Annotated in this window: 21 protein-coding genes; 5 read left to right on the top strand and 16 right to left on the bottom strand. The window is 71.2% G+C overall.

Features of this window, described 5'->3' with window-relative positions:
- Nucleotides 1-14 precede the first annotated feature (14 nt).
- Genes AB0M79_RS21515 through AB0M79_RS21505 form a run of 3 tightly spaced genes read right to left on the bottom strand, consistent with a single transcriptional unit; the run spans nt 15 to nt 2,631 of the window.
- A complete protein-coding gene (locus AB0M79_RS21515; RefSeq protein WP_364216390.1) occupies nt 15-191 on the bottom strand; it encodes a hypothetical protein in 177 nt (58 codons plus the stop codon).
- The gene (locus AB0M79_RS21510) at nt 188-1,738 is read right to left on the bottom strand and encodes a peptide ABC transporter substrate-binding protein (RefSeq protein ID WP_364216387.1); all 1,551 of its coding nucleotides are present in this window, start codon (nt 1,736-1,738) and stop codon (nt 188-190) included. The genes AB0M79_RS21515 and AB0M79_RS21510 overlap by 4 nt, the downstream gene beginning before the upstream one ends.
- A 20-nt stretch (nt 1,739-1,758) precedes the next feature.
- Nucleotides 1,759-2,631: an alpha/beta hydrolase gene (locus AB0M79_RS21505; RefSeq protein WP_364216384.1), complete on the bottom strand. Its 873-nt coding sequence runs from the start codon at nt 2,629-2,631 to the stop codon at nt 1,759-1,761.
- Between the two features lie 47 nt (nt 2,632-2,678).
- Here AB0M79_RS21505 and AB0M79_RS21500 point away from each other — a divergent pair, with 47 nt between their 5' ends.
- Nucleotides 2,679-3,356 (top strand): class I SAM-dependent methyltransferase, encoded by a 678-nt coding sequence (locus tag AB0M79_RS21500; RefSeq protein ID WP_364216381.1) that lies wholly within the window; start codon nt 2,679-2,681, stop codon nt 3,354-3,356.
- Between the two features lie 47 nt (nt 3,357-3,403).
- Here the strand turns inward: AB0M79_RS21500 and AB0M79_RS21495 are convergent, their stop codons facing one another.
- The 9 genes from AB0M79_RS21495 to AB0M79_RS21455 form a co-directional block, all read right to left on the bottom strand.
- Nucleotides 3,404-4,822 (bottom strand): FAD-binding oxidoreductase, encoded by a 1,419-nt coding sequence (locus AB0M79_RS21495; RefSeq protein WP_364216378.1) that lies wholly within the window; start codon nt 4,820-4,822, stop codon nt 3,404-3,406.
- Between the two features lie 20 nt (nt 4,823-4,842).
- On the bottom strand, nt 4,843-5,766 hold the full coding sequence (locus AB0M79_RS21490; RefSeq protein WP_364216375.1) for a hypothetical protein: 924 nt from the start codon (nt 5,764-5,766) through the stop codon (nt 4,843-4,845).
- A gap of 30 nt (nt 5,767-5,796) precedes the next feature.
- Nucleotides 5,797-6,294 (bottom strand): hypothetical protein, encoded by a 498-nt coding sequence (locus AB0M79_RS21485; protein WP_364216372.1) that lies wholly within the window; start codon nt 6,292-6,294, stop codon nt 5,797-5,799.
- Complete coding sequence (locus tag AB0M79_RS21480; protein WP_364216369.1) at nt 6,285-8,864, bottom strand: amino acid--tRNA ligase-related protein; 2,580 nt, start codon at nt 8,862-8,864, stop codon at nt 6,285-6,287. The genes AB0M79_RS21485 and AB0M79_RS21480 overlap by 10 nt, the downstream gene beginning before the upstream one ends.
- Nucleotides 8,861-10,045, bottom strand: coding sequence for a hypothetical protein (locus AB0M79_RS21475; protein WP_364216366.1), 1,185 nt, complete (start codon nt 10,043-10,045; stop codon nt 8,861-8,863). Before AB0M79_RS21475 ends, AB0M79_RS21480 begins: the two co-directional genes overlap by 4 nt.
- A 70-nt stretch (nt 10,046-10,115) precedes the next feature.
- Nucleotides 10,116-11,537 (bottom strand): alkaline phosphatase family protein, encoded by a 1,422-nt coding sequence (locus AB0M79_RS21470; protein WP_364216363.1) that lies wholly within the window; start codon nt 11,535-11,537, stop codon nt 10,116-10,118.
- Nucleotides 11,522-12,622, bottom strand: coding sequence for a class I SAM-dependent methyltransferase (locus AB0M79_RS21465; protein WP_364216360.1), 1,101 nt, complete (start codon nt 12,620-12,622; stop codon nt 11,522-11,524). Before AB0M79_RS21465 ends, AB0M79_RS21470 begins: the two co-directional genes overlap by 16 nt.
- On the bottom strand, nt 12,619-14,556 hold the full coding sequence (locus AB0M79_RS21460) for an alkaline phosphatase family protein (protein WP_364216357.1): 1,938 nt from the start codon (nt 14,554-14,556) through the stop codon (nt 12,619-12,621). Before AB0M79_RS21460 ends, AB0M79_RS21465 begins: the two co-directional genes overlap by 4 nt.
- Nucleotides 14,553-15,245 (bottom strand): hypothetical protein, encoded by a 693-nt coding sequence (locus AB0M79_RS21455; protein ID WP_364216355.1) that lies wholly within the window; start codon nt 15,243-15,245, stop codon nt 14,553-14,555. Before AB0M79_RS21455 ends, AB0M79_RS21460 begins: the two co-directional genes overlap by 4 nt.
- Nucleotides 15,246-15,979: 734 nt before the next feature.
- Here AB0M79_RS21455 and AB0M79_RS21450 point away from each other — a divergent pair.
- Nucleotides 15,980-16,225 carry a hypothetical protein gene (locus AB0M79_RS21450; protein WP_357513187.1) on the top strand — a complete coding sequence of 82 codons (246 nt, stop codon included), beginning with the start codon at nt 15,980-15,982 and terminating at the stop codon, nt 16,223-16,225.
- A 63-nt stretch (nt 16,226-16,288) separates the two neighbouring features.
- Here the strand turns inward: AB0M79_RS21450 and AB0M79_RS21445 are convergent, their stop codons facing one another.
- The 4 genes from AB0M79_RS21445 to AB0M79_RS21430 are packed head-to-tail and all read right to left on the bottom strand — an operon-like array spanning nt 16,289 to nt 20,328.
- On the bottom strand, nt 16,289-17,359 hold the full coding sequence (locus AB0M79_RS21445) for a methyltransferase (protein ID WP_364216351.1): 1,071 nt from the start codon (nt 17,357-17,359) through the stop codon (nt 16,289-16,291).
- Complete coding sequence (locus AB0M79_RS21440) at nt 17,356-18,471, bottom strand: aminotransferase class V-fold PLP-dependent enzyme (RefSeq protein ID WP_364216348.1); 1,116 nt, start codon at nt 18,469-18,471, stop codon at nt 17,356-17,358. The genes AB0M79_RS21445 and AB0M79_RS21440 overlap by 4 nt, the downstream gene beginning before the upstream one ends.
- Nucleotides 18,468-19,646, bottom strand: a complete 1,179-nt coding sequence (locus AB0M79_RS21435) for a tryptophan 2,3-dioxygenase family protein (RefSeq protein WP_364216345.1) — start codon at nt 19,644-19,646, stop codon at nt 18,468-18,470. Before AB0M79_RS21435 ends, AB0M79_RS21440 begins: the two co-directional genes overlap by 4 nt.
- Complete coding sequence (locus tag AB0M79_RS21430) at nt 19,630-20,328, bottom strand: tryptophan 2,3-dioxygenase family protein (protein ID WP_357538785.1); 699 nt, start codon at nt 20,326-20,328, stop codon at nt 19,630-19,632. Before AB0M79_RS21430 ends, AB0M79_RS21435 begins: the two co-directional genes overlap by 17 nt.
- 513 nt (nt 20,329-20,841) lie before the next feature.
- Between AB0M79_RS21430 and AB0M79_RS21425 the strand changes: the two genes are divergently transcribed.
- The 3 genes from AB0M79_RS21425 (at nt 20,842) to AB0M79_RS21415 (ending at nt 23,897) form a co-directional block, all read left to right on the top strand.
- Nucleotides 20,842-21,378: a sigma factor-like helix-turn-helix DNA-binding protein gene (locus AB0M79_RS21425; RefSeq protein ID WP_364216341.1), complete on the top strand. Its 537-nt coding sequence runs from the start codon at nt 20,842-20,844 to the stop codon at nt 21,376-21,378.
- A 3-nt stretch (nt 21,379-21,381) separates the two neighbouring features.
- Entirely contained in the window at nt 21,382-22,503 is a 1,122-nt protein-coding gene (locus AB0M79_RS21420) for a hypothetical protein (protein ID WP_364216338.1), read from the top strand.
- Nucleotides 22,504-22,616: 113 nt separating this feature from the next.
- A complete protein-coding gene (locus tag AB0M79_RS21415) occupies nt 22,617-23,897 on the top strand; it encodes an MFS transporter (protein ID WP_364216335.1) in 1,281 nt (426 codons plus the stop codon).
- Nucleotides 23,898-23,899 lie beyond the last annotated feature (2 nt).

Here is a 23,899-nt window from a genome sequence, read left to right as displayed (position 1 = left end):
CGCAGGGACGGCGGTCAGTTGAGCCGGCGGGCGCCGTCCAGGGTGGCGGGCCCGGGCCGGGCCGGCCGCCAGTTGGTGCCCGTCGGTGGCCGGCGCACGCCGAGCGGGTCGCCGAGCAGGCGTACGACGACCCCGACCGGCACCAGCAGGCCGTACGCGACCAGCAGCAGGCCGCGCCGCAACCGGGTCACCGGTCCACCACCCGTACCTGGTGCATCCACGGCCGGGCGGCGAACTGGTTGTGGGTGCCGACCCGGTAGCCGTGCACACGGCGGTTGATCCCGTAGATGCCCTTCAGGAAGACGAGCATCGGCGCCGGGACGAGTTCGGCCATCCGGGCCTGGTAGCGGTGGTAGATCCGGCGCCGCTCGGCCCGGTCGACGGTGCCGAGGCCGGCGTCGAGCACCGAGTCGACCTCGGGGTCGGTGAAGGCGGAGCAGTTGAACCCGGCCTCGATGGCCGCCGACGAGAACAGCTCCGACTGGTCGGGGTCCTGACCCCAGGTGTAGGCGAGCAGGAAGACGCCGAAGTCGCGGCGCTGCACGACCTTGCCCATCAGCTCGCCGAAGTCGAGCAGGGTCAGTTCGACGTCGACGCCGAGGCGACGCCAGCTCTCGGCGAGGACGTGGGCGGTGTCGACCCACGCCTTCGTGTTGGTGCCGGCGACGACCTCGAACCGCAGCGGCTCGCCGTCGCGTTCGCGTACGCCGCCCGGCCCCGGCCGCCAGCCGGCCTCGTCCAGCAGCGCCGCCGCCCGCTCCGGCTGGTAGGGGTAGCGCGGCTCGACGCCCGGATCGTAGGCCCAGGAGGTGGGCGGCAGGACCGAGTCGGCGACGCTCGCCTGCCCGAGGTAGACCTCCTTGACCATCGTCTCCCGGTCGACCGACAGCAGCAGCGCCTGGCGGACCCGGACGTCGCCGAGGATGCGGCCGGCCGGGGTGGCCGGATCCAGCTGGCAGGCGTAGAAGTTGCCGGTCGGCAGGTCGATGACGGTCGTGTCGAGGTGCGGCACCCCGGCGAGTTCGCCGAGCCGGGACGGGTCGACCAGGCCGACGTCGACGGTGCCGGCGCGTAGCGCGTCGGCGACCGCCAGGCCGGTCGGGAAGATCCGGTAGACGAACCCGTCGAGCTGGCTCGGCCCCCGGTGGTAGTTGGGGTTGCGGGTGAAGCGGATCTCGTCCGGGGTGCGTTCGGTGACCGCGAAGACGCCGCTGACGACCGTGGGGGCGGTGTTGTAGCCGTCGAGGTTCGCCACCGCGTCGGCGGTGGGCTCCGGCAGGACGTGCCGGGGCAGGATGCCGTGCTGGGCGTGGCCGGTCAGGAACGGCGCGTACTCCCGGTGGGTGCGGAAGACCACGGTGCGGGGATCGGCGGCGGAGACGTCGGCCAGGTGCCGGGTCAGCTCGCCGCGGTGCGGTGAGGGCAGCTCCCCGTACGCCGGGTCGATCATCAGCCGGTAGGTGAAGACCACGTCGTCGGCGGTCAGCGGCGTCCCGTCCGACCAGCGCAGGCCGTCGCGCAGCGCGAAGCGGTAGGTGCGCCCGTCGGCCTCGACGGTGGGCACCTCGACCGCGAGGGCGGGCAGCAGGTTGCCGTCGGCGTCGGAGGTCAGCAGCCCTTCGAAGCACAGCCCGGACACCAGGGAGCTGAAGGTGTCCTGCACGAGCACCGGGTTGAAGGTGTCGATGTCCTCCGCCCAGCCCTCGACGAGCGTGGCCCGGTTCGGGTCGTCGGTCATGGTCTATCCCTCCGGTGGGCTTACTGGTGCTGGAGCAGCCAGGCGTGGACGTCGGTGACGCGGTGGGCGAGCACGGCGAGGTGGCCGTCGGTCGGCGGTAGGTCGATCCGTTCGGCCCGCAGCGTCGCGGCCAGCCAGTCGGCGTGGGCCGCCGGAACCATGGCGTCCTGTTTGCCGTGCCAGACGCCGACCGGGCAGGTGATCGCGGTCAGGTCGAATCCCCAGGGCCGGACGAGGGCGAGGTCGTCGTCGGACCACCCGTCGAGGCCGGGCCGCAGCCCGGCCCGGATGCCGTCGACGAGAGGGCCGCCGAACCCGGTCCGGGCGACCTGCGCGTCGGCCTCGTCGAGAAACCCGTCGAGCTGGTCGATGAGGTCCTGCCGGTCGGCGGTCGCCATCGCGGTCGCGGTCGGTTGGAGCAGCGGGTTGAGCGCCTCCGCTCCCTGGCGGGCGGCGACCAGTTCGGCCACGTTGTCCTCGCGCATGCCGTCGAGTACGTCGAATCCGGGCGCGTCCCAGGGGGCCAGCCCGCCGAGCGAGGCGACGGCGGTGACCCGGCCGGGGAGCAGGGCGGCGCAGGCCAGGGCGTGCGGCCCGCCGCCGGAGACACCCCAGGTGGCGAACCGGTCGATGCCGAGCGCGTCGGCGACCGCGGCGACGTCGGCGGCGATGTCGGCCACCGAGCGCCCGGGCAGCCGGGTGGACCGGGCGTAGCCGGGGCGGGCGACCCCGAGGAGGCGGATGCCCCGCCGCCGGGCGTCGTCGGACCAGGTGGGCCAGAGCAGCGGCGCACCTGGGGTGCCGTGGTGGACGACGACCGGCCAGCCCTCCGGCAGGCCGTCCTCGACCACGTGGAGCTGGCGCCCGTCCCTGTCGACCGTGTGCTCGTGCATGTGATCCCTTCCGCGTGGTTCGTGGTTCTTCGGTACCGTCAGCGGATGTGACCCCGCCTGACATCGATCCCGACGATGCGCTCCTCGACCGGATCCGGGTCGCCTACGACACGGTGGCCGAGCCGTACGCCGACCAGTTCGCCGACGAACTCGCGCAGAAGCCCCTGGACCGGGCCCTGATCGACGGCTTCGCCGACCAGGTACGCGCCACCGGCGTCGACGGCCCGGTCGCCGATCTCGGTTGTGGCCCCGGTCAGGTGACCCGCCATCTCGCCGACCGTGACCTGCCCGTGTTCGGGGTGGACCTGTCGCCCGAGATGGTGCGCCTGGCCCGGGAACGCCATCCGGGGCTCGACTTCCGCGCCGGCTCGATCCTCGGGCTCGCCGTCGCCGACCGCAGCCTGGCCGGCGTGCTGTCGCTCTACTCCGTCATCCACCTGCCCCGGCCGGTGCTGCCCCGGGCGCTGGCCGAGTTCTACCGGGTGCTGCGGCCGGGTGGAATCCTGCTGCTCGCCTTCCACGTGGGCGCCGGCCAGTTGCACGTCGACACCTGGTTCGACCGGCCGGTGTCGTTCGACGGCCACCTGTTCGACCCCGACGACGTGGCGGACTGCCTGGCCGAAGCCGGCTTCGAGGTGCGGGCCCGGATGCGGCGCCAGCCGTATCCGGGCATCGAGGCGCCGACCGAGCGGGCGTATCTGTTCGCGCACCGCCCGGCCGGATAGCCGGGACCTCGTCGTCGGGGTCGTCGCCATGGCCGGTTCCGCCGTCCTCAGCCCAGCGGGATCGACTGTTCGAACCGGAAGAGGTTCTGCGGGTCGTACTGCGACTTGATCCGCTTGAGCCGGGCGAAGTTCTCGCCGTAGTAGGCGTCGCCCCAGTTGGTCAGGTCGGGGTCGGGGAAGTTCGGGTAGACCCGGCCGCTGCCCCACGGGTGCACCGCCGACCAGGACTCGGTCACCCACCGGTAGGCCGCCTCCTTCGCCCCCTGCGACGCCTCCGGCGTCACCATGACGGCGTGCTTGAGGCTGAACGAGGTGTCCCGGTGGACGAACGCGGTCGCGTGCCGGTCGGTACGGGCGTATCCGCCGCCCCACGGCGCCAACTCCAGCCCGCGTACCTCGCCGGCGGTGCGGCCGGCGACGAAGACCTCGGCCAGCCGGTCGATCGCCTCGTCGGCGATCGGGCCGTCGAAGAACTCGCCCTTGGTGAACCGGCAGCCCTGCCGTTCGATCTGCCCCTGCGGGGTCTCCACGACCTGGTTGTTGACCGCGCTGAGCAGGCCGGCCTGGTAGAGCGCCGTCTCCCGGTAGTCCATCTCGCGGCAGTTGACCCGGGCGGGTTCCCGGCCGCAGCGCTCGACGAGTTCGCCGATCAGCTTCATCGCGTCGGACTCGGTGCCGACCATCGCCCCGAAGAGTTCGGCGACGGCCGGCTCGTCGAGGTCGTCCATGGCGGTGAAGCCGAGGCCGGCGGTCATCTCCTCCGGCGCCGACGGGGCCCACCGCTGCCAGGCCTTCAACACCTCGGCCGCGTCCTGGAAGTCCCACTCGATGTAGAAGTTGGTCATCCGGGGTGCCGGCCGGGCGTCGAACGTCAACGCGGTGACCACGCCGAAGTTGCCGGCGCCGGCGCCGCGCAGCGCCCAGAAGAGGTCCGGGTGGCGCTCGGCGTCCGCGGTGACGACGGTGCCGTCGGCGAGGACCACCTCCGCGCCGACCACGTGGTCGAGGGTCAGCCCGTAGAGCCGGCCGAGGACTCCGATGCCACCGCCGAGGGTGGTGCCGCCGACGCCGACGGACGGGCAGGAACCACCGGGTACGACGAGTCCGTGGTCGATCAGCGCGTTGGTCATCGCGCCGATCCGGATGCCGGAGCCGACCTCGACCCGTGATCCGTCCACTTTGACCTGTGCCATCGGGGTGACGTTGACGACCATGCCCCGGCTGGACGAGTAGCCGGCGAAGCAGTGGCCGCCGCTGCGTACCGCGAAGTCGATGTCGTTGCGCCGGGCGAACGCGAGCGCCTCGATCACGTCCTGGGGCGTGGCGCACATGACCACCACCTGCGGCAGGATCTCATCGAAGCGGGCGATGAACGGTTTGCGCGTCCACTCGTACGCGGGATCGCTGTCGAGCAGCAACTCTCCGTCGAGCGACCGTGCCAGGCTCGACCAGTCGATACCGACCATGGAATGCTCCTCGTTTCTTTCTAGGCGATCCGGTGCGCGTGGGTCGGCGCCGGCCGGCAGGTGGTGAACAGTCGGGTGTCGATGTCGTCGGTCCGGCTGAAGAAGTGGAAATCCAGGTCGGGTCCCTTTCCGGTGGCCGGGTAGCCGAGCATGAACGCCGGGTCGGTGAGCGGCTTCATCGACAGCAGCAGGTCGGCCACGTCCCATCCGTCGGCGGGGTCGACGAGGGTGGACGGCACCGGGACGAAGCCGAGACGGGCCTTGAACGCGAAGAGGCCGGGCATCACCAGGTGCCCGTACAGGTTGGGGTCGTTGCCGAGGGTGACCCGGGGGTAACCGGCCTCGCGGGCGGCCCGCACCGCCTCCAGGTAGATCACCCGGGACAGGCTGGCGTTGCGCTGCTCGCCGGCGACGGCGGAGAACCGGACCCGGGTGACGGCGGCCTCGGAGCAGAACTCGCCGATCGCCGCGCCCCGCAGGTCGTCGCCCCGGTAGGCGCCGATCAGGAAGAACCGGTCGAGCTTGGCGCTGATGGCCGCCCAGTGCGCGCCGGCCACCGGAAGACCGTTGCGCAGCCGCGACACCGCGTCGGTGTAGAGCCCGAGGAACGCGTGCCAACCGGCCTCGTCGAGCGGTGCCTGCCGCCAGGTCAGCTCGGCGGCGGCCACCGCGCGGCGGGCCTTGGACACCCCCTCGCGCTCCTTGCGGGAGATCCGGGACAGGAAGTCGCGTTCGTCGGCGCCGGTGTCGGCGAGCCAGGTGACCCGGTCCGGCTTCACCACGAAACCGGCCGCGGCCAGGTCGGCCCAGGCGCCGGGGTCCGGCCGGTCGACCCGGATCAGGTCGATGTCGGACTGGTGGCCCGACCAGTCGGTGTCCAGCGCCTCCCGGACACCGACGGTCGCCATCCGCAGCCCGACCAGTTCGGTGGTCTGCACGTTCACCGCCCCACCGACCGGGCCGGGCGGCCCCGGTCAGTCTCCATAGAGTTGGCGAAGACGCTCATTGAGCCGGCGCTCCTCGTCCTGGTCGGTGTCGAAGTGGGGTTCGGTGAAAAGGCTCTCCTCCTGCGGGTCGCCGAGCGCGGTGCGCAGGCTCGCCCGGAACCGTTCCAGGTCGCACGACGGCAGCGGCCCCATCGACGGCAGGTCGGGGCCGGCCGCCACCACCAGCGCCTCGGCCTCGGACAGCGGCAGTACGACAAAGACCGCCCCCTTGCCGCTGCGGGTCGCCAGGTCGTCGCGCAGGCCGGCCGGCAGCGGCCCGGCCGACCGGGTCAGCGAAACGTCCGGCCCGAGCGCGGCGCAGCAGTCGGTGACCGCCGCCGCGACCGTGGTCGTGGGTTCGACCACCAGCACCGCCGAGGTGCCCAGATCGATCAGTTCACCGAGTACGGGATGTGCGGCGCCGGCACGGAACACCTCACCCGCGTCGGGGGTGTCGAGCAGTTGGACGGTGACTGTCAACGACATCCCCCGCCACAGCTCCCGCAGCCGCCGTCGCTGCCGCAGACCGAGTGCTCGGACTTGAGTTCGGCGAACCCCTCCCGGCCGAAGAGCAGACCGCCGCCGGCGCTGGCGTGGCCGAGGGCCACCATCAGCACCCGGTCGATGCCGATCGCGCCGCCGGACATCGGCGGCATGCTGGCCTCGGCGCTGGTCATCAGCGCCTCGTTGGTGGCCACGTGCGACATTCCGGCGGCCACCCGGTGGCTGCGCCTGGTGTTGTACTGCGCCCGCAGTTCGGCGCCGTCGACCAGGTTCTCGTAGACGTTGGCCAGTTCCAGGCCGCCGGGCAGATACAGTTCGGCCCGCAGCGCGTAGCGCGGGTCGGCCTGGTCGAGCCGGGCCTGCACCGCGAGTTCGGCCGGGAAGTGGGTGATCCACAGCGGTTGCCGGATCTTCGGCAGGACGTGTCCGTCGAAGGCCGCCTCCAGCCAGGCCCGGCGCCACCCGACGAGTTGCTCGGGCACCTCGATCTCGCAGCCGGCCGTACGGAGGGCCGCGGCGAGACCGTTGGCGGTGGCGCACTCCTCGGCCGACAGGTCCACGCCTAGGACGCTCTGGAACGCTTCGGCGTACCGCATCCGGTTGAACGGCCGGTCCGGGTGCAGGATCACCCCGGACCACGAGGTGATCGGCGGACCGAACGCACGCAGACCCTCGCGGACCAGTTCGTCGGCGACCTCGATGGACTCGTCGAGCGTCATCAGCCGCCGGTAGTACTCGACCGACTGGAACTCGACCAGGTGCCAGTCGCCGGGCTTGTCGGCGCGAACGTTCGTGGAGACCTCGAAGACGGCCGGCAGTCCGGCGGTCAGGTATCGCTTGAGGTATTCCTCCGGGTCGGTGCGCAGGTGGAAGCGGCGGCCGAGGACCGGCTCGGTCTGGGCCTGGCTGACGTGTCCCATGTCGCCGTTGACGGTGAGCATCGGCGTGCTCACCTCCAGGTAGCCGCGTTCGGTGAGCCGGTTGCGCAGCAGCGCGGTCAGGGCCGAGCGGTCGATCACGGAACGCAGCAGCTCCGGCTGCCGGACCATGGCGAACTCCGACACCACCCGGCTGATCGGCTGCCGCATCGACTCCTTGATCACCGTGGTGTCGGTGGCCCGCAGGGCGCCGAGCAGGCCGTCCCAGGTCCCCTCGACCCCCACCCAGGAGTACGCCGCGACCTCGACGCCGCTGGCCGAGACCGTGTCCGGCCCGTCGGCGAGCTGGACCAGGCCGGGGCCGACGGGCAGCGCCCGGCCGACGACGCGGACGACCGTGCCGTGCTCGACCCGGCCGCCGAGAAGGTCGGCGACGGTGCTGGTGCTGGTGAAGTCGTTGGCCGTCGCGGTCGCGGTCGGCCGCATCGGGTCGATCAGGTCCGCGAGCTGCGGCGGCACCACGCTCTGCGGGCCGATCAGGGTCGGGGTGCCGGCCTCGGCCAGCGACACCGGCTCGCTCTCGCACAGGCAGCTCTGCTCGTAGCGGCGCTGTACGAGGTAGTCGGTGCCGTGCAGCAGGTCCCACAGCGAACCGTCGTCGATGTGCCGGGCGCCGGTCGGCAACTGCGTCTCCAGGATCGCGATCCGGGGCGAGAGGTAGCCGCGCGAGGTGACCACCGCCTTGCAGGTGGCGACCGTGCAGCTGGTCGGGCTCAGCAGGGGCGTGGCCCGGGCGACCTGGGCCGGCGTCGGGTCGTACGTGGGGTTGCCGAGCGTCCGCCCGTTATGCTGGATGATCTCCACGATGCGGGAGAGGTCGTGCCGCTCGGCGAACGGGACGATGGTGTCGACGACCTCGTCGGCGTTGCGGCCCTCGACGACGACCTCGATGCCGAGCCGCTGGCGCGGGTAGCGGTCGAGCAGCCGGGCCATGCCCAGCGGCACCCGTACGCCGTCGTAGTCGGTGAACCGGTATTTGTCGGCGTTGATCCCCATCATCCGGCCGACCAGCTCGGGTTCGGTGCTCCACATCTTGACGTAGAACGAGACCGGGTAGTCGGCGAGGCGTTCGATGGCCTCCTCCGGCTGGCAGCCCCAGTACTTCTCGCTGGTCGCCGAGTCGGAGAAGATCAGCCCGTTGGTGAAGACGATCGCCTCCAGGCCGGTGTCCTTGCAGGTCTCCAGGAACTGCCACCAGCCGCGGTCGATGGTCGGCTCGCCCTCACCCGGCACGTAGACGTAGCCGGCACCCAGCCCGGCGGCCTCCCGCAGCAACCGGTCGCGCTGCTCGACGGTGGTCTCGCCGCGCTTGCGGCGACGGTCGGTGAAACAGATGGGACAGTCGGCGTTGCAGGCGCCGGTCATCATCATGACCAGGAACGCGAGGCTTTCGCCGCGGGTCTTCTCCACCAGTTCGGTGAGTTCGTCGCGGGAGGCGGAGAGCAGGAAGTCCCGCGTCTCCTCCCAGTCCGAACGGCCCTCCAGGAACGCCATCGTCCACAGGTCGTAGCCGTTGAGATGGTCGGCGGCCAGGTTGGCCGCGGTGGCCTGGCGCCAACGCTCGTTGGGCACCTGCTGGACCGCGAAGCGCGCGTCCTCGCTGCTGCAACTCATTGGCTGCCTCCTGGTGACGATCCGTGAAGACCACTGCCCGCGAACGCGGGATTTACCGGCAGGGTTGCGACCTGCCAGCTCTGGACGAGATCGGCGAAGTACGCCTGTTTGCGGGTCGACACCCGGACGGCCAGCGCCTCGAGGTCGGCCCGCAGCCGCTGGTCGAGGACGAACAGGACGCCCCAGCACGGCCGGAGCCGGGCTCCGCGCATCAGCTTGGCCTGGTGCGATCCGCCGCCGTACTCGATGCGCCGGAAGCCCCGGTCGATCGCGTACGAGATCAGTCGTGGGTAGGCCAGCGGCAGGTAGTCGGCGCGTGGGTCGCCGCTGCCGAAGAACTTCGCGTAGAGGGTGTCGGCCCGGCGGAGCACGACCGCGGCGCTGCGGGCGGGCCGGCCGGGTTCACGGACCGAGAGCACGGTCCGCGGCAGGGTGTATCCGTCGGCGAGTTCCTGGAACAGGGCGGCGGGTGCGGGGGCCACCGGGTCGAACCGGGTGGCGTACCCGCGCAGGAGTTCGGGGATGCCCCGCTGCGGCTCCGGCAGCCCGGCCGCCTCGGTGACCTCCCAGTCGAGCCGTCCGTCGGGGATGTTGCGGCCCCGGCGCAGCGACCGGCGGGACTGCCCGAGCCAGTGCCAGTAGCCGGCCAGGTCGGGCCAGGCGACGTCGAGTACGGCGTCGGCACCGGTCACGAGGCGCAGTCCGCCGGCCTCGGTCAGCGCCGTCAGCCAGGCGTCGTCGTCCTCGTCGAACAGGTAGTGCGAGGCGACGATCGAGGCACCGGCCGCCCTCGCGTGGTCGAGCATCCGGGCCACGAGTTCGGCCAGGTCGGCCGGGCTGGCGTGCCGCCCGCCGAGGGCGCCGCCACGGTAGCCGTACGGGCTCATGGTGAGCAGTACCGAGGCGTCGGCGGTGGCCCGGCGTACGGCGGCGGCCAACTCGCGGTCGTCGCGCAGGAAGGGTTCCTCACGACGGCCGGTGACCAGTTCCACGGGGTCGTGGAAGTAGTGCGGGCCCCGGTCGCGGTGCAGCGTCCAGACGGGTACGGCCGCCGGCCCGGCGGTGAGCAGCCGGGTACGGGGCAGCCAGCCGGCCGCCGTGTACCACTGCGGGGACTGGTAGGGCGGGCGGTCGTCCGCCAGCTCGGCCCAGCACCGTAGCTGCTGCACCGCCGTGGTCATGCACCCACCTCGCTCCGCTCGGCGGTTGCCTGACTGCTCCTGGGCCGGCTGATTCCCTCGCCCCGCTCGCTCATGCGTCCACCTCGCCGCGGTCGGCCACCAGCGCGAGCGGCTGGTGGGCGAGCATGCTCTCCCCCGGCAGGGTCGGGTCGGGTTCGAGTCCGAGCAGGTCGAGCATTGTCGGGGTCACGTCGAGGATGGAGGCGGTGCGCGGCGCGCCGGCTTGCAGGCCGGGGGCCGCGAGGGCGAACATCCCGTTCCGCGAGTGGTTGGCCTCGTCGACGCCGGTGTCGTTGGTCCGTACCCAGGTCTGTCCGAAGCCGACGCTGCCGATCGCCCGCCACTTCTCCTCGCCGAAGAAGGCCAGCAGGTCCGGCGGGATGCCGCGGACCCGGCGGTACAGCTCGGCGGGGGTGTGTACGGCGTTGCGCAGGATGCCGGCGGGACCGAGGTCGGTGACGCCGAACAGCTCGCGGAGCTGGTCGATCAGTTCGGGCACCTGCTCGCGGGGGACGATGCCGGCCGGCTCGCGGCCGGCGATGTTGAGGAAGATCCGGGCGTAGTAGCCGCCCTCGCCCCAGACCTTGGTGCGGGACCAGTCGACCATGCCGGCGGTCAGCGGGGTGGGTCCGTCCGGCTCGGTGTGCAGGGTGAGCAGCCCGGCCGCGCGAAGGATCTCGTTGACGCAGACGCCGCCGTGCATGGCGGTGGCGCCGTGGTCGGAGGCGACGAGCACGGCCGTCTCGGGTCCGGCGGCGTCGATCAGTTCGGCGACCCGCTCGTCGAGGAACCGGTAGTAGTCGCGGATCGCGTCGCGGTAGGGCGAGTCAGGTGGGTGGCCGGGGTGCTGGTCGTCGTGGTAGCGCCAGAAGCAGTGGTGCATCCGGTCGGGCGCGATCTCGTGGAGCATCGCGAAGTCCCAGTCGCGGGTGGTCACCAGGTGGCGCATGAGCGTGAAGCGGCGCTCGGTCATCAGCCGGGCGGTCCGCAGCACGTCGGGCAGGCCCGCCGAACGGAAGTCGGGGATGTCGAAGAGGTATTCGCCGACCACCTGCTCGATCTCGGTGGTGAGGCCGGCCGGGTGGGTGTAGGTGCCGCCGGCGATCGGCCCTTCGAAGCCGGACACCAGCACGCCGTCGATGGCCGGTGGCGGTGAGGTCTGCGGTACGCCGACGACGATGCTCGGCCGGCCGGCCGAGGTGAGCCGGTCCCACAGCCGGGGCAGGCGCACCGACGTCGAGTTGGCCATGACGAGGTCGTCGTAGCCGAAGCTGCGCCGGTTACGGAAGCCGTAGACGCCGAGTTCGCCGGGGTCGCGGCCGGTCAGCATGCTGGTCCAGGCCGGTACGGTGATCGGCGGCAGCGTGCTGCGCAGTACGCCGCCGATGCCGCGCCGGGCCAGGCCGGCGACCGTGGGCATGAGGGCGTCCATCGGCGCCTCGAGCACGTCGGGCACCAGACAGTCGAGCCCGATGATCATTGCTCTTGGCATGCATCACCCCCGAGGACCTTCACCTGGGCGGCCAGGTCGGTGAAGTCGGTCTGGATCGCGGGGCCGATGGCGCCGACAGGGCGTTCGGCGATGAGGTAGCTGTGGCTGCCGCGGTGCAGCTCCTTGAAGATCGAGAATCCGACCTCGGTGACGACGTCCTTGAGGGTGGCCCATGGCAGGACGTATGCCTTGTCCCGCAGCAGCGAGAAGTAGAAGTCGTGCATCGCCTCGTCGGCGAAGCCGCTGTAGCTGAAGCAGTGCCCGAGCACGAAGACGCCGCCGGGCCGTAGCGCCTGCCAGATCTCCCGCAGCCGGGCCGGCTGGTCCTGCATGAAGTGGAAGGCGCCGTTGAACAGCACGCCGTCGAACGAGCCGGGCACGACCGGCGGCAGGCCGGTGTTGAGGTCGCGTTCGATGAACGTGACGGACGCCTGCGGGTAGACGTTGGTCCGCGCGATGTCGAGGAAGTCCGCCGATTTGTCGACGCAGACGATGGTGGCGGGCTGCTCGGAGAACTCGGCCAGCCGCATCGCCCCGAAACCGGGGCCGCAGGCCAGGTCGAGGAAGCGGTGGCCACGCGACGCGAGTTCGCGTACGGCGATCATCCGGCCGAACTCGTAGAGCGGGTTCTGCAGGTTGGTGCGCCAGGCGTGCTCGAAATCGCGGTTGAACGCGATGGCGGCGTCGGGCGAGCGCATGAACGACAGGTCGTCGCCGAGCATGCCCTTGTTGCCGTTACGGATCAGCTCGGCGTGGCCTTCGCCGTACCACGAGGTCAGGTTCTCGTAGCGGGGCTGGTAGCGCTCCGGCAGCGCGGTGGCCGGCTGCTTGACCGCGCGGTAGACGGTCTGGCCCTTGATCTGCCGTTCCTCGGCGGCGCCGGTGGCGACCAGGACCTTCAGCAGGTGCCGTACCTGTTCGGTGCGCTCGGCCCGGAAGGCCAGCCGGCGTACGACGTCGTCGACCGTCTGGAAATGGGTCAGCGCCGAGAGCAGGCCGGAGGTCTGGGACACCTCGCGGACGGCGTTGTCGAAGATGTGTGCGGACTCGATGGCTGCGGTGAACAGGCTCTCCTGGGACTTCATTCCGCGCTTTCCTTAATGGTCAGGCCGCAGGCGTCGAAGTCGAGCGGCCGGCCGTCGCAGCCCTGCGGCGACCGGACACCCATCAGCGCGGCGAATGTCGGAGCCAGATCCACCATCGACACCGGGTAGCGACCGACCGATCCACCCCGCAGCGCGGGGTTGCGGATCAGGGCCAGCGTCGCCGCCGACGCGGAGGTGGGGTGGAACGATCCGTGGCCGCTGGTCAGTTCGGCTCCCGGGATGGTCAGTTCGAACAGCGCCGGAGCGTCGTGCCGGAGCCGGGTCGCCGGTTCGTATCCCTTGTCCATCGCGAAGAAGAGATCCGGGGCGGTCTCGCCGTGCTGGCCGTAGGCCCGTAGCTCGGTCGGGCCGAGCACGGCGCTGACGACGGGCCGGCCGGTCCGCGGGTCGACGAGTGCCCGCAGGGCGGCGCCGATTTCCTGCCGCAGCGACTCGACGTCTTCCTCGGCGACGATGCCCCCGGACCACCGACTGGTCGTGTTGGCCAGGATCAGGCCCGGGAACAGGCCGTAGGCCCGGGTCCGGGACCAGTCGATGGAGTCGTCCGGCCCGGTGGCGAGAAAGCCCCGCTCACGCAGGAAGTCGTTGATGAAGAAGAGGCTGTGGACGGTGTCGTGGCCGTGGTCGCTGACCAGGGCCAGGGTGTCGTCGACGTCGACCAGTTCGGCGACCGTGCCCACCAGCCGGTCGAGGAGCCGGTAGGTGTCCCGCAGGAACGACAGGTAACGCTCCTGGTCGAGGTCGTGCCGCGGGTGGTCGGGGTCGAGGGCCGCACCCGCGATGTGGTGGGCGTATTCGACGACGTGCCAGTGCACGAAGGCGCCCCGCCACGGCTGCCGGCCGGCGAGTTGCCGCAGGGTTTCCTCGACCCACCGGGTGTGCTGGTCGTAGATCTCGAGCTGGGTGTCGAGATCGATGAGGCCGTTCATGAAGTCGAAGGTGCCGGTCCACTCCGCGACCGGTCCGACCTCGTGCAGCAACTCGTCGGCGAACCGGGCGGGACGGGTGAAGCCGGAGGTGCGGTGTCCCTCGCTGCGGTAGAGGCGCAGCACGCGGCGCTCGACGTCGAGTTCGAGCAGCTTCAGCCGGTAGGCGTAGCCGCCCCGGCCGGACTCGTCGTGGATCCAGTCGGACCACTGGCCGACGGCGAGTTCGGTGATCCGGTCGCCGTGGTCCTTGGTGGTGCCGACCAGCAGCCGGGGTTGCCCGTCGACGGTGTGGGCCAGCGCGTGCAGCAGCCGGCGGCGGCGCTGGCCGGCCGGGGTCAGGGTGAGGACGGTCTCGAAGCCGGGGGTCGTGCCGCCGGGAAGCCCGGTCCAGTTGAGCGGGTCGCGGGCAACGACCGGGCTCCAGCCCGAGGCGGTGGCGCTGTCGACCCGCCAGTGGTCGTCGTAGCCGTGCGGCACCGAGCAGCAGCCCTGGGCCTGCGAGGTCGGTATCTCGAAGCCGCAGGCATAGCAGGTGGAGGAGACCTCTTCGAAGGAGCAGGTGATGTCGGCGTATCCGCCGGCACCGTCGACCTGGATCAGGTGGTCCGCCTCGACCTTCGGAGGCCAACTGCCCGGATACTTCATCACGATCGCCGGCTCGCCCTCGGCGGCTAGCACCTCCCAGAGGTATTCACCGCGGGACAGGGTCCGGTCGAAACCGTTGCGGATGTGGTCGGGTGCCCGGCCGAGCGTGGGCAGCAGGATGTTGCTGACGCCGAGGGTGCCCGGATGCGCGCCGGAGGCGATCGTCTGCCAGCCCGGCGAGGTCAGGGCCGGCAGCGTGGGGATGACGTCGAGACTCGCCGCGTCGGCGAAGAGCTTCGCGCAGTTGGGCAGGATCCCCTCTTCGACGAAACGCCGGAGGGTCGCGGGTGGGAGCCCGTCGATACCGAGCAGGAACAGCTTGGACACGGTGCTCCTCACGTCGCGTGGGTACGGCGGAGTGCGGGGGCGTAGACGCCGCACAGCCAGGACATGCACTGCCGCAGGTCGAGGCCGGAGGTGTCGTGGTCGAAGGCGACCGCGGTGAACCCGATCCGGTCGACCAGGTCGTGTGCCGCGTTCGCCTCCTGGGGCGGGAAGACCTGGTAGGGGTCGCCGACGGCGATGTGCTGCATCGGCACCACCGCGCCCTCCGGCAGGACGGTGCCGACGTGCACGATCGCCCCGACGGCGATCAGGACGCCGTCGGCGATCCGGGCACCGTTGAACACGCTCGCGCGGGTGGCGACCATGCACTCGGCCCCGATCCGGGCTCCCGTCACGTGCGCGCCCGGACCGATGAGGGTGCGTCCGCCGATGTCGACCGGGTGTCGTCCGGCGCCCCGGATGACCGCGTTCTCCATCACGATGCATTCCTCGCCGAGGACGACCGGGGCGGATTCGGCCGTGACGACCGCGCCGTCGAGGACGACGGCGCCGTCGGCGACGCGTACGTCACCGGCGAGCACGGCGGTCGGCGCCACGAAGGCACCGGCGCTCACCTGTGGGCTACGACCCCGCAGCGACCGTCGGAAGACACCGGTGGTGAGGTCGCCGTTGACCTCGGCGGGCTGCTCCGGGCGGTCCACGTGGCCGACCTGCCCGGCCAGTGAATCGCGCGGATTCGGCATGGACATATCCCCCCAGGAGAATCGGAGGACGGCGCTTTTCTGGAACGGGCCTCGCAATTGAGGGGACGTAAATAGCCAGGTGAAGTGAAGCCGCGGCAACCGGCCTCGGTTTTGGACTCTACCGCCCCACCCGCAGCACAGCAACGGTTAACCATTGATCACTGTTTTAGTGATCAAATCTTTCAGTCTTCTGACATAAGTGCTGGCCGGAGCCCTGCGCGCCCGACGGACACCCTCCGTCGCCCCGGCGGTCCGCCTCAAGTTTCAGCAGGCCAGAGCGGATCAAGTCACTTTTCGGACAGACCGTGAGAGCACGTTCAAGCCGGCACATCCGGACAACGCCACAGATTCTTTTCAGTGCCACCGACGGATCGACAGGCGAGATCGCGACAGTCCATTTCGGAAGCAGGTCGACACGCATCCGACACGCCATCTCGGCGGAAAGGTGAAGGCGGTAAGGTGAACGCGGCAAGGTGAGCGCGGCCCCGCTTTCCCCAGGGGCACCGCGTCAATGTGCGGTCAAAACTACGCCGATTCTCGATGCTGGAACCATCCGCCGTCAACCGTCGATCGGCGGGTATCCGAGAGTTAACCCGAAAGCAAACGATCAGTTCGGCGACCGGACGGCGCCGACGATCACCTCGGACATCGAGATCTGTCGAAGGAGTACGTCCCGGGCCGGATGGGTACGAAGGCCGGCATCCGAAAAGAGTGTCCTCGAAGGAGAGACGGCAATGGCCAACCTGACGAGCCCCGCCCGGTCCCGCACCTCCGCCGCCCGCATCTGCACGATCGTCGCGTTCGTGTTCGCCGGCCTCGCGCTCCTGCTGTCGCCGCTCCTGTTCGGCGTCCTGGGCCTGGTCCTCGGCGTCGTGGGCGCGGTCCTCGGCGACAAGCCGCTGGGCTGGTACGCGGCGGCCGCCAGCGTCGCGGCCGCCGTCATCGGCACCATCATCGGCACGTTGCTGCTCAACATGTGAGCCCCCGCCCGGTTCGGGCCCGTCCCGGTCGGCGACCGGACGGGCCCGAACGCGTACGGGCGGTTACGTCCGCCCCGCCCCGGCCACGGGCGGCCCGCCCGCCGTCCGGTCGTCGGGCTTGTACGCGACGACCACCTCCCACGTGCCCGGCAGCACGGCGATCCGGTCGAAGCCCGTCTCGGCCAGCAGCCCGGTGTAGAAGTCGACCTCCCGCAGCCGGCTGACGGAGCTGTCGGCGCCGATCTGGAAGTACGTCCAGAAGAACTGCATCGCCAGCCGGTCCGGCGTACGGAACTCCTCACAGATCAGCAGCAACCCGCCCGGCGGGAGGGCCGCGTACGCCTTCTCGACCAGCCGGCGGGACACCGGGGTCGCCCAGTCGTGCAGTACCCGTACGAAGGCCATCGCGTCGTAGCCGGTCGGTAGCGGCTCGGCGAGGAAGTCACCGGCCACGAACCCGAGCCGGTCGGGGTGGCCGCTCCGGCTCCGGGTCTGCTCGACCAACGGGGCGACCGCCGGCAGGTTGTAGACGTCGATGGCCAGGTCCGGGGTGTGGTCGAGCAACCGCGCGGCGAGCGTACCGTCGCCGCCGCCGATGTCGAGCAGGCGGCGCCGGCCGGCCCACAGCCGCCCGGCATGCCGGTGGAACGTCTCGACGACCGGTCCGAGCCCGACCGCCATGCTCCGCTCGAACGCGGCCGTCTGCTCGGGCGTGGTCGGTGGGAAGGCGAAGTCGTCGGCGGGGATGCTCACCTCGCCGCGCAGGCTTTCGGTGAGCCGGCCGTGCAGCGTCCGCCACGGGTAACGGTCGCGGTCCCGTTCGATGGCGTTCGGCCCGACGACCGCCTCGGCGGCGGCCGCGAGCCCCTGGTCGGCGCGGTAGGTGGCCTGGGCGATGTCGTCGGTCGGCTCCTCCCGCTCCACGAAGCCGAGACTTTCCAGGCAGTCGAGGAACTTGTACAGCCGCAGCGGTCGCAGGTCGAAGCGGTCGGCGAGTTCGGCGAGGCTGACCGGCCCCTTCTCCAGCGCGTCGAGCAGCCCGATGTCCAGGGCCGTCGCCAGCACGTCCATGGCCTTGGTGCCGTTCGCGAGCAGGCTCATCAGCGCCCGGTGGGACAGCGGTGCCGTGCTCATCGACATTCGTCCTCCAGCGCGTCCATGAAGCGGTCGATCTCGTCGAGGGTGTTGTAGATGTGTGGACCGATCCGCAGGTAGCCGCGCCAGCTGCAGATCATGTCGCGGGCGGCGAGCCGCCGCTTGACCGCCTCGCCGTCGGCGACGTCGAGGCAGACGACGCCGCCGCGGTGTTGCGGCTCGACCGGGCTGACCACCGGGATGCCGGCCGCTTCGGCGCGGGCGACGATCCGGTCGGTGCAGGCCAGCGAGTGTCGCCGGATGGCGTCGATGCCGACCCCGCTGAGCAGGTCCAGGCCGACCTGCGAGATCAGCGAGGTGAGCGGGTACGGAGTGCCGCCGGCGAACCGCTGGGCGCCGGGGGCGAAGCCGGCCGACGGCTGGAACGTGAGTGCCCGGTCGCCGGCCTGCCATCCGGTCGCCGCCGGTCGCAGGGTGGGGGCCAGATCCGGCCGTACGTAGAGGAAGGCGGTGCCGACGCCGCACATCCACTTGTGCGAGCCGCCGAGGACGAAGTCGACGCCGAGCGCGGTGACGTCGAGCGGCATGATGCCGACACTCTGGAACGCGTCGACCACGACCAGTGCCCCGGCGTCGTGGGCGTGCTTAACCAGCCGGGCCAGGTCGACGGTCGCGCCGGAGGAGAAACTGGCGTGCGGCACGCAGACCAGGAGCGTCCGCTCGTCGATCCGGTTCTCCAGCGCGTCCTGGTCGATCCGTGGGCCGCCGTCGCCGACCTCGTCGAGTTGGGCGCCGTAGCGGCCCGCGGCCCGCCAGATGAACGGGACGGTCGGAAACTCGCGGTCGGTCGTGACGATCCGGTTACGGGGCGCCCGGTAGTCGAAACAGGACGCGATCCGGGCCAGGAGGGTGCTCAGGTTGGCGTCGGTGACGACGCTGCCGGCGGGGGCGCCGATGAACGCCGCCAGCCCGTCGGCGTACCGGTCGAGGCCCTCGTGCCAGCCGCCCCAGACGTCGTCGCGCCACGTACGCAGGGTCTGCCAGTAGCCGGCCAGGACGGCTTCCGCGGCGCGCGGGACCGCTCCGGTCGAGTTGCTGTTGAGATATACGCAGGTTTCCAGGAGCGGGAACTCGGCGCGGATCTCGCTCATTCGGGCTCGCCTCCGGTTTCCTGGGTGAAGACCGGGATGGAACGGACGGCGGCCAGATACGGCGTGCCCTCGGTGTATCCGGTTCCGGTGCGGTTGCCGAGCATCCGGGTCGCGATCCGGTAGTGGGTCTGGCGCCACTGGAGCAGCGCCGCGGCGAAGTCGGCCATCCGCTCGTCGAGCGGTTGCCGGTCGGCGGCCGGCAGCCGGCCGGCCCGGTCCGCCGCCCGGTATGCCTGCTCGATCGACGGCTGTCCGGCCAGCACCCGGTCGCGGATGTCCGGCACCGACCGGAAGGCGGGGGATTCGAGGCGGGACTCATCCGGCGTACGGCAGAGCGCCTCGACGAGCTTGTAGGAGCGGGACTGGATGGCGCTGGCCCCCTCGGTGTAGAGCCGGAAGGTGCGGAACGAGTCCGGCTGCATGGTCGCGATCAGCGAGAACAGGGGTCCGGCCTGGTCGAGCAGGTCGCGGGCGTACGCGAGATGGTCGGCCGCCGGCCGGGCGAGGCCGTCGTCGAGCGCCGCGACGGCCGACCGCAGTTCGGCGGCGAGCGAGGCGAACGTGCACTCGTACGCCTGGAGCACCCGGATGAACATGTACTCGTCGTGTACGACGTAGACCGGCAGCATGCTCAACCGCAGGTCACGTTCCTCGTCGGTGCTCTGGTCGGCGACCACCAGCGCGTGCAGCGCGGCGGCCGGCCGCGGGGCACCCAGCGGTGCCGGCAACCCCAGACGGGCCAGTACGGGCGACGCCGCCCGCAGCCCGAGCCGGTAGCGCTTGGTGACCAGGGCCGGTTCGGGGCGTTGCTCCGGCAACAGGTCGGTGTCGCCGGTCTCGGCGGCCAGTTCGAAGGCGAGCGCGTCCGCGATCAGTTGGAGGAGGAGCCGGTCGTTGGTGTCCCGGTCCGCCCGGGGCATCCGGAGCAGCGGCAACGCCAGGTAGGTCCGGTAGTCGTAGCAGCCGTCCCACTTGTCGAGGGCGATGTCGAGGAAGGCCCGCAGCGGGCCGGCCGGCCCGGCCGCCGCCCGGCACTGGTCGAGCAGGGCGAGCAGTTCCTTGTCGACGAAGTGCTTGCCGGTGCGCTGGAACTCGGCGACCACCTCGAGATAGGGGAAGGTTTCCGGGTCGGCCCCGCTGGACAGCCAGTTCGTCAGCTCACGCAAGGGAACCATCGCCCATGGCAACTTCCGCCCGCGCCTGCCAGATCTCGGGGAAGAACCGGTAGTCGATGAGCCGCGCCAGCATGTCGGACGGGCTGCCCTTGGTGCCGACGACGCCGTGGCTGCCGACCCGGATCGCGATCTTGTAGTGCCGGACCCGCCAGAGCGCCACCTGCTCGTCCCAGTCGATCATCGCCTCGCCGAGGCGGTAGAGCGGGTCGGCGGGGTTGCCGGCGTACAGCGTGGGCAGGTCGGTGCCGTGTGCCGTGAGCAGCCGGCGGAACGCGTGGCCGAGCTGGCGGCTCGCCGCCTGGGCCTGCCGCCAGCCCGGCGATTCGGCCCCGGACCCGTTGCCGAGTGCCGGTTGCAGTGCCTGGAAGACGGACGGACTCAGGTGCCGGAACATGTCGAGCTGGTCGGCGACGAGCCGCACCGCGAGGGTGGCCCGGGCCAGGTGCGATTCGGCCCGGGCGGGTTCGTCGGCGTCGACGCGGACGATCGCCTCGGTCAGCTCGGCGACCGCGAGCTTGAACCACAGCTCCGCCGACTGGTGCACCACCTGGAAGAGCAGCTCGTCGCGGTGGACTGTCTCCTCGGGGCGTCTCTGCAGGTCGAGTAACACGTCGGTACGCATGTAGCGCGCGTAGTCGGTATCGCCGTCCCCGGGCAGCACAGGTCGGGTGTCTCGCTTCACGGATTTGTCCTTCCATCGGCACCGGTGGGCCCCCACCCCCGTGGCCCAGACAGGATCATCGCGTTGCAGTTATCAACAGACAACCCCCAATACGAAAATCGGCCACAGACATTATCTGGAATCAATGGCTGTAACGCCCATGTCGCAGGTGAGAAATATCTCGAACGGCCACGTCAGGGCCGGTCAGTGGCCTGATGTCGACCGTCCGGCCAGCCCTCGGACGTCCAACCACTGAGACGTCATCCGAATGTCCGATAGAGAGCATCGGATTTTCGGCCCATTCGTTTCCGGAGCTTCCCCGGCAAGAATCCCGCCCCGATACCGGAACGCCGACCGGTCGTACGGGCGCGAGCCCACAGCCTGTTCAAGCCGTTCGAGGAGAAGCGGGTCACCGACCGACGGCGCCGTCGATCCGCTCGCGGGTGACGTCCGCGTGTCCGGCGTGCCGCGCCGTCGCACCGCCGAGAACCGGTTCGATCGGAACCGACTCCCGGCCCCCGACGTGTACCGGGTGTGGAAGCCCTTGCCGCGGACCCGGCCGCGGACCAAACCGACCCGGTGCCGGAGGTGGTCGGACGGCCCGGCAGGACCGGGGAGTTCGCCGACTTCTACCGCAGCCACCTCGGCAAGGTCTACCGGGCGCTCGCGCTGACCCTCGGCAACGACGATCTCGCGCGGGAAGCCGCCGACGAGGCGATGACCCGGGCGTACGCGCACTGGGGCAGGGTCAGTGGCCTGGACAATCCGGGTGGCTGGGTGTTCCGGGTGGGGCTCAACTGGGCGACGTCGTGGTGGCGGAAGGCCCGGCGGGAGCAGGTCCGGCTCGACGATTGGCTGCACCCACGGACGGCTGGCCCCGACCCGGTCGCCCTGGCCGCCCGGGCCGCGGTCGAGCGGTTGCCGCTGAAACAGCGCGGTGTCGTGGTCTGCCGGGTGCTGCTGGAGCTTTCCACCGCGGAGACCGCGGCCACCCTCGGGATCTCGGAGGGGACCGTCAAGAGCCGGCTCTCCCGCGCCCTGACCACGCTGCGGCAAGCCTTGGAGGAGTGACCGATGAGCCAGATTCCGGACGACCTCGCCGAAGTGGTACGGCGGGCCGCGACCGTCGCCGCGATGCATGCGGGTGATCCGGCGGAGATTCGACACCGGTGGCGCCGGCGCCGCCGACGGCGGATGACGTCGGCCGCGGCGGCGGTCGGGACCCTGGTCGTGGTGGGTGTCGCGATCGTGCCGACGGCGGTCCGCGGCAGTGACGACGGGCCGCTGCCGACGGCGGCGGGCCCGACGACGACCGCCGGGGCGTACGCCGCTCCGGCCCAGCGGCTCCTGATCGGCGGAGCCGGCGTCGCGATCTCCGTGGTGTCCGCGGCCGGCCCGGCGACCGGCATCGCCGAACTGCTGCCGGGATCGTCGATCACCCACCATCGGCTTCCGGAGTTCGCCGGCTGGCACCGGATCGTCGCCCTGGCCGACGGCCGGCTCGTCGGGCTCGGCTCCGCGAGCGTGGGCACCGGTCCGGACGCGGGCTCCGCCCCGGCCCGGCTCGTCGTCGTGTCCGGAAGTGGCGTGGTCGAGTCGAGCAGGGCGGTCGGCACCTCAGACGAGCAGGTACGTCTCATCGCGGCGACCGCGCGGGTGGCGTACCTGTGGCGGGCCGCCGGCCTCGTCGAGCACGACCTCGACAGCGGTGGGGAGCGCCGACTGCTGGCGGCGGCCGTCCTGGGCGACCTCCCCGACCGTTTGCCGATCGGCCGCCTCGACGTACTCGGCGGGAGGCTGGTGCTCGCCGGAACCCGGGCGGATCCGTGCCGGCTGCGGGTCGTCGACCTGGGCACCGCCGACGCGGTCGAGTTCGGTCTGTCCGGGCTGCGTTGCACCGGGCTCGGGCAGGTGCGGATCTCACCCGACGGTGCCCGGGCGGCGGTCAGCTACCAACAGGCGACCGGGGAGGTACGGATCGCGCTCGTCGACCTCGCCGACGGCGGGATCGGTGCCGACGCGGTGATCGCCGGGCCGTCGGCACCGCAGGCCGAATCCGTACCGAAACAGCCGGTGGGGATGGCGTGGTACGACGACACGACCGTACGGGTCGCGGTGGTCGATCCGGCTGCCGACGCCGACGGCGTGTACCGGCCGGACGAGATCCGGCAGGAGACGGTCCGGGCCGGCCGATGACGGTGGACCGTCCACGCTGGTGAGGCATGGGGTCGTCGGCCCGTCGATGACAACGGGGGCGGGCCGACGACACCTATTGGCGGGGCGCTTCGCCGGGTAGTCTGACCGGCACCATGGGTGGGAACCGGTTCAGCGTAGCCAGACTCCTGCCGCCGTCGGGGTTGCCGCGGGTCATCGCGTTCCAGTCGGGCATGCTCGCCGTCGGCAGCGGTTCGTTCCTCACCGGCAGCCTCGTGTTCTTCACCCATGTCCTCGGGCTCACCCCGCTGCAGATCGGGGCCGGCTTCTCAATCGCGGGGCTGACCGGCGTGGCCACCTCGCTGCCGCTCGGAGCGCTCGCCGACCGGATCGGCGGGCAGCGGGCCTGGGTCATCGGGGCGATCGGCTCGGCCCTGACCTTTGCGGTCTATCCCCTGGTTTCGTCGTTCGCGGGCTTCGTCGTGCTGATGGTCGCGGCCGCCGCCACCGACTCGTTCACCACGGCCGGTCGCACCATCTACACCGCCGACGCGCTGCCGGCCAAGGACCGGGTGCGGACCATGGCCTTCGCGCGGACGTACCTCAACGCCGGGTTCACCGTCGGCACCGGGCTCGGCGCCCTGGTCCTGGCCTTCGACTCCACGGCCGCACTCGTCGCCATGGTGCTGCTCAACTCGGCGATGGCACTGCTGAACGCCTTCATCGTGGCCCGGCTGCCGGCGGCGCCGGTAGTCCACCACGACAAGGAGGTCAGCCGCTCGCGGCTGGCGGTGTTCAAGGACGTCCCGTACGTCTCGATCGCCGCCCTGCTCGCGATCATGATGTTCCACTCGGTGATCCTCATCGAGATCCTGCCGCTCTGGGCGATCACGCACACCGATGCCCCGAAGCCCATCCTCGGCGCGATGCTGGCCCTCAACACGGTGTTGGCGATCACGCTCCAGGTGCCGGCGTCGCGTGGCGCGGACTCGCTGCCGGGCACCGCCCGGCTGCTCCGTCGGGCCGCCCTGGTCACCGCGATCGCCTGCCCGGTGGCGGCGTTGTCCGGCATCACCGGCGGCGTCTGGACGATCGCCGTACTCATCCTCGCCGTGGTGCTGATCACCGCCACCGAGCTGTGGTTCTCGGCGGCACTGTGGTTCTTCCAGACCGACGTTCCACCGGAGGCGTCGCGCGGGGTCTACATCGGCACGGCCCAGACGATCAGTTCGGTGGCCGACATCTTCGCGCCGATCGGCCTGACCCTGCTCGCGATCCAGACCGGCGGCTGGGGCTGGTGGGTGATCGCGGGGATCTTCCTGCTCTGTGCGGTCTTCGCCCGGCCGGCGGTCGGCTGGGTCGCCCGTACGCCCCGGATCGACGGGCTCACGGCCGAGCAGCGGGCGGCGGCACCGGTTCCCGAGACTGCCGGGTAGCC

The organism is Polymorphospora sp. NPDC051019 (assembly GCF_040683055.1).
GTDB lineage: Bacteria > Actinomycetota > Actinomycetes > Mycobacteriales > Micromonosporaceae > Polymorphospora > Polymorphospora lycopeni.
The sequence above is the reverse complement of the archived record's forward strand: the minus strand, read 5'-3'. Positions and strand labels throughout refer to the sequence as shown.

Excerpts from the sequence above, each read along its gene's own strand:
- AB0M79_RS21510 (WP_364216387.1), bottom strand. The coding sequence starts at position 1,738 with ATGACCGACGACCCGAACCGGGCCACGCTCGTCGAGGGCTGGGCGGAG.
- AB0M79_RS21505 (WP_364216384.1), bottom strand. The coding sequence starts at position 2,631 with ATGCACGAGCACACGGTCGACAGGGACGGGCGCCAGCTCCACGTGGTC.
- AB0M79_RS21495 (WP_364216378.1), bottom strand. The coding sequence starts at position 4,822 with ATGGTCGGTATCGACTGGTCGAGCCTGGCACGGTCGCTCGACGGAGAG.
- AB0M79_RS21485 (WP_364216372.1), bottom strand. The coding sequence starts at position 6,294 with ATGTCGTTGACAGTCACCGTCCAACTGCTCGACACCCCCGACGCGGGT.
- AB0M79_RS21480 (WP_364216369.1), bottom strand. The coding sequence starts at position 8,864 with ATGAGTTGCAGCAGCGAGGACGCGCGCTTCGCGGTCCAGCAGGTGCCC.
- AB0M79_RS21475 (WP_364216366.1), bottom strand. The coding sequence starts at position 10,045 with ATGACCACGGCGGTGCAGCAGCTACGGTGCTGGGCCGAGCTGGCGGAC.
- AB0M79_RS21470 (WP_364216363.1), bottom strand. The coding sequence starts at position 11,537 with ATGCCAAGAGCAATGATCATCGGGCTCGACTGTCTGGTGCCCGACGTG.
- AB0M79_RS21465 (WP_364216360.1), bottom strand. The coding sequence starts at position 12,622 with ATGAAGTCCCAGGAGAGCCTGTTCACCGCAGCCATCGAGTCCGCACAC.
- AB0M79_RS21455 (WP_364216355.1), bottom strand. The coding sequence starts at position 15,245 with ATGCCGAATCCGCGCGATTCACTGGCCGGGCAGGTCGGCCACGTGGAC.
- AB0M79_RS21450 (WP_357513187.1), top strand. The coding sequence starts at position 15,980 with ATGGCCAACCTGACGAGCCCCGCCCGGTCCCGCACCTCCGCCGCCCGC.
- AB0M79_RS21445 (WP_364216351.1), bottom strand. The coding sequence starts at position 17,359 with ATGAGCACGGCACCGCTGTCCCACCGGGCGCTGATGAGCCTGCTCGCG.
- AB0M79_RS21440 (WP_364216348.1), bottom strand. The coding sequence starts at position 18,471 with ATGAGCGAGATCCGCGCCGAGTTCCCGCTCCTGGAAACCTGCGTATAT.
- AB0M79_RS21435 (WP_364216345.1), bottom strand. The coding sequence starts at position 19,646 with ATGGTTCCCTTGCGTGAGCTGACGAACTGGCTGTCCAGCGGGGCCGAC.
- AB0M79_RS21420 (WP_364216338.1), top strand. The coding sequence starts at position 21,382 with ATGAGCCAGATTCCGGACGACCTCGCCGAAGTGGTACGGCGGGCCGCG.
- AB0M79_RS21415 (WP_364216335.1), top strand. The coding sequence starts at position 22,617 with ATGGGTGGGAACCGGTTCAGCGTAGCCAGACTCCTGCCGCCGTCGGGG.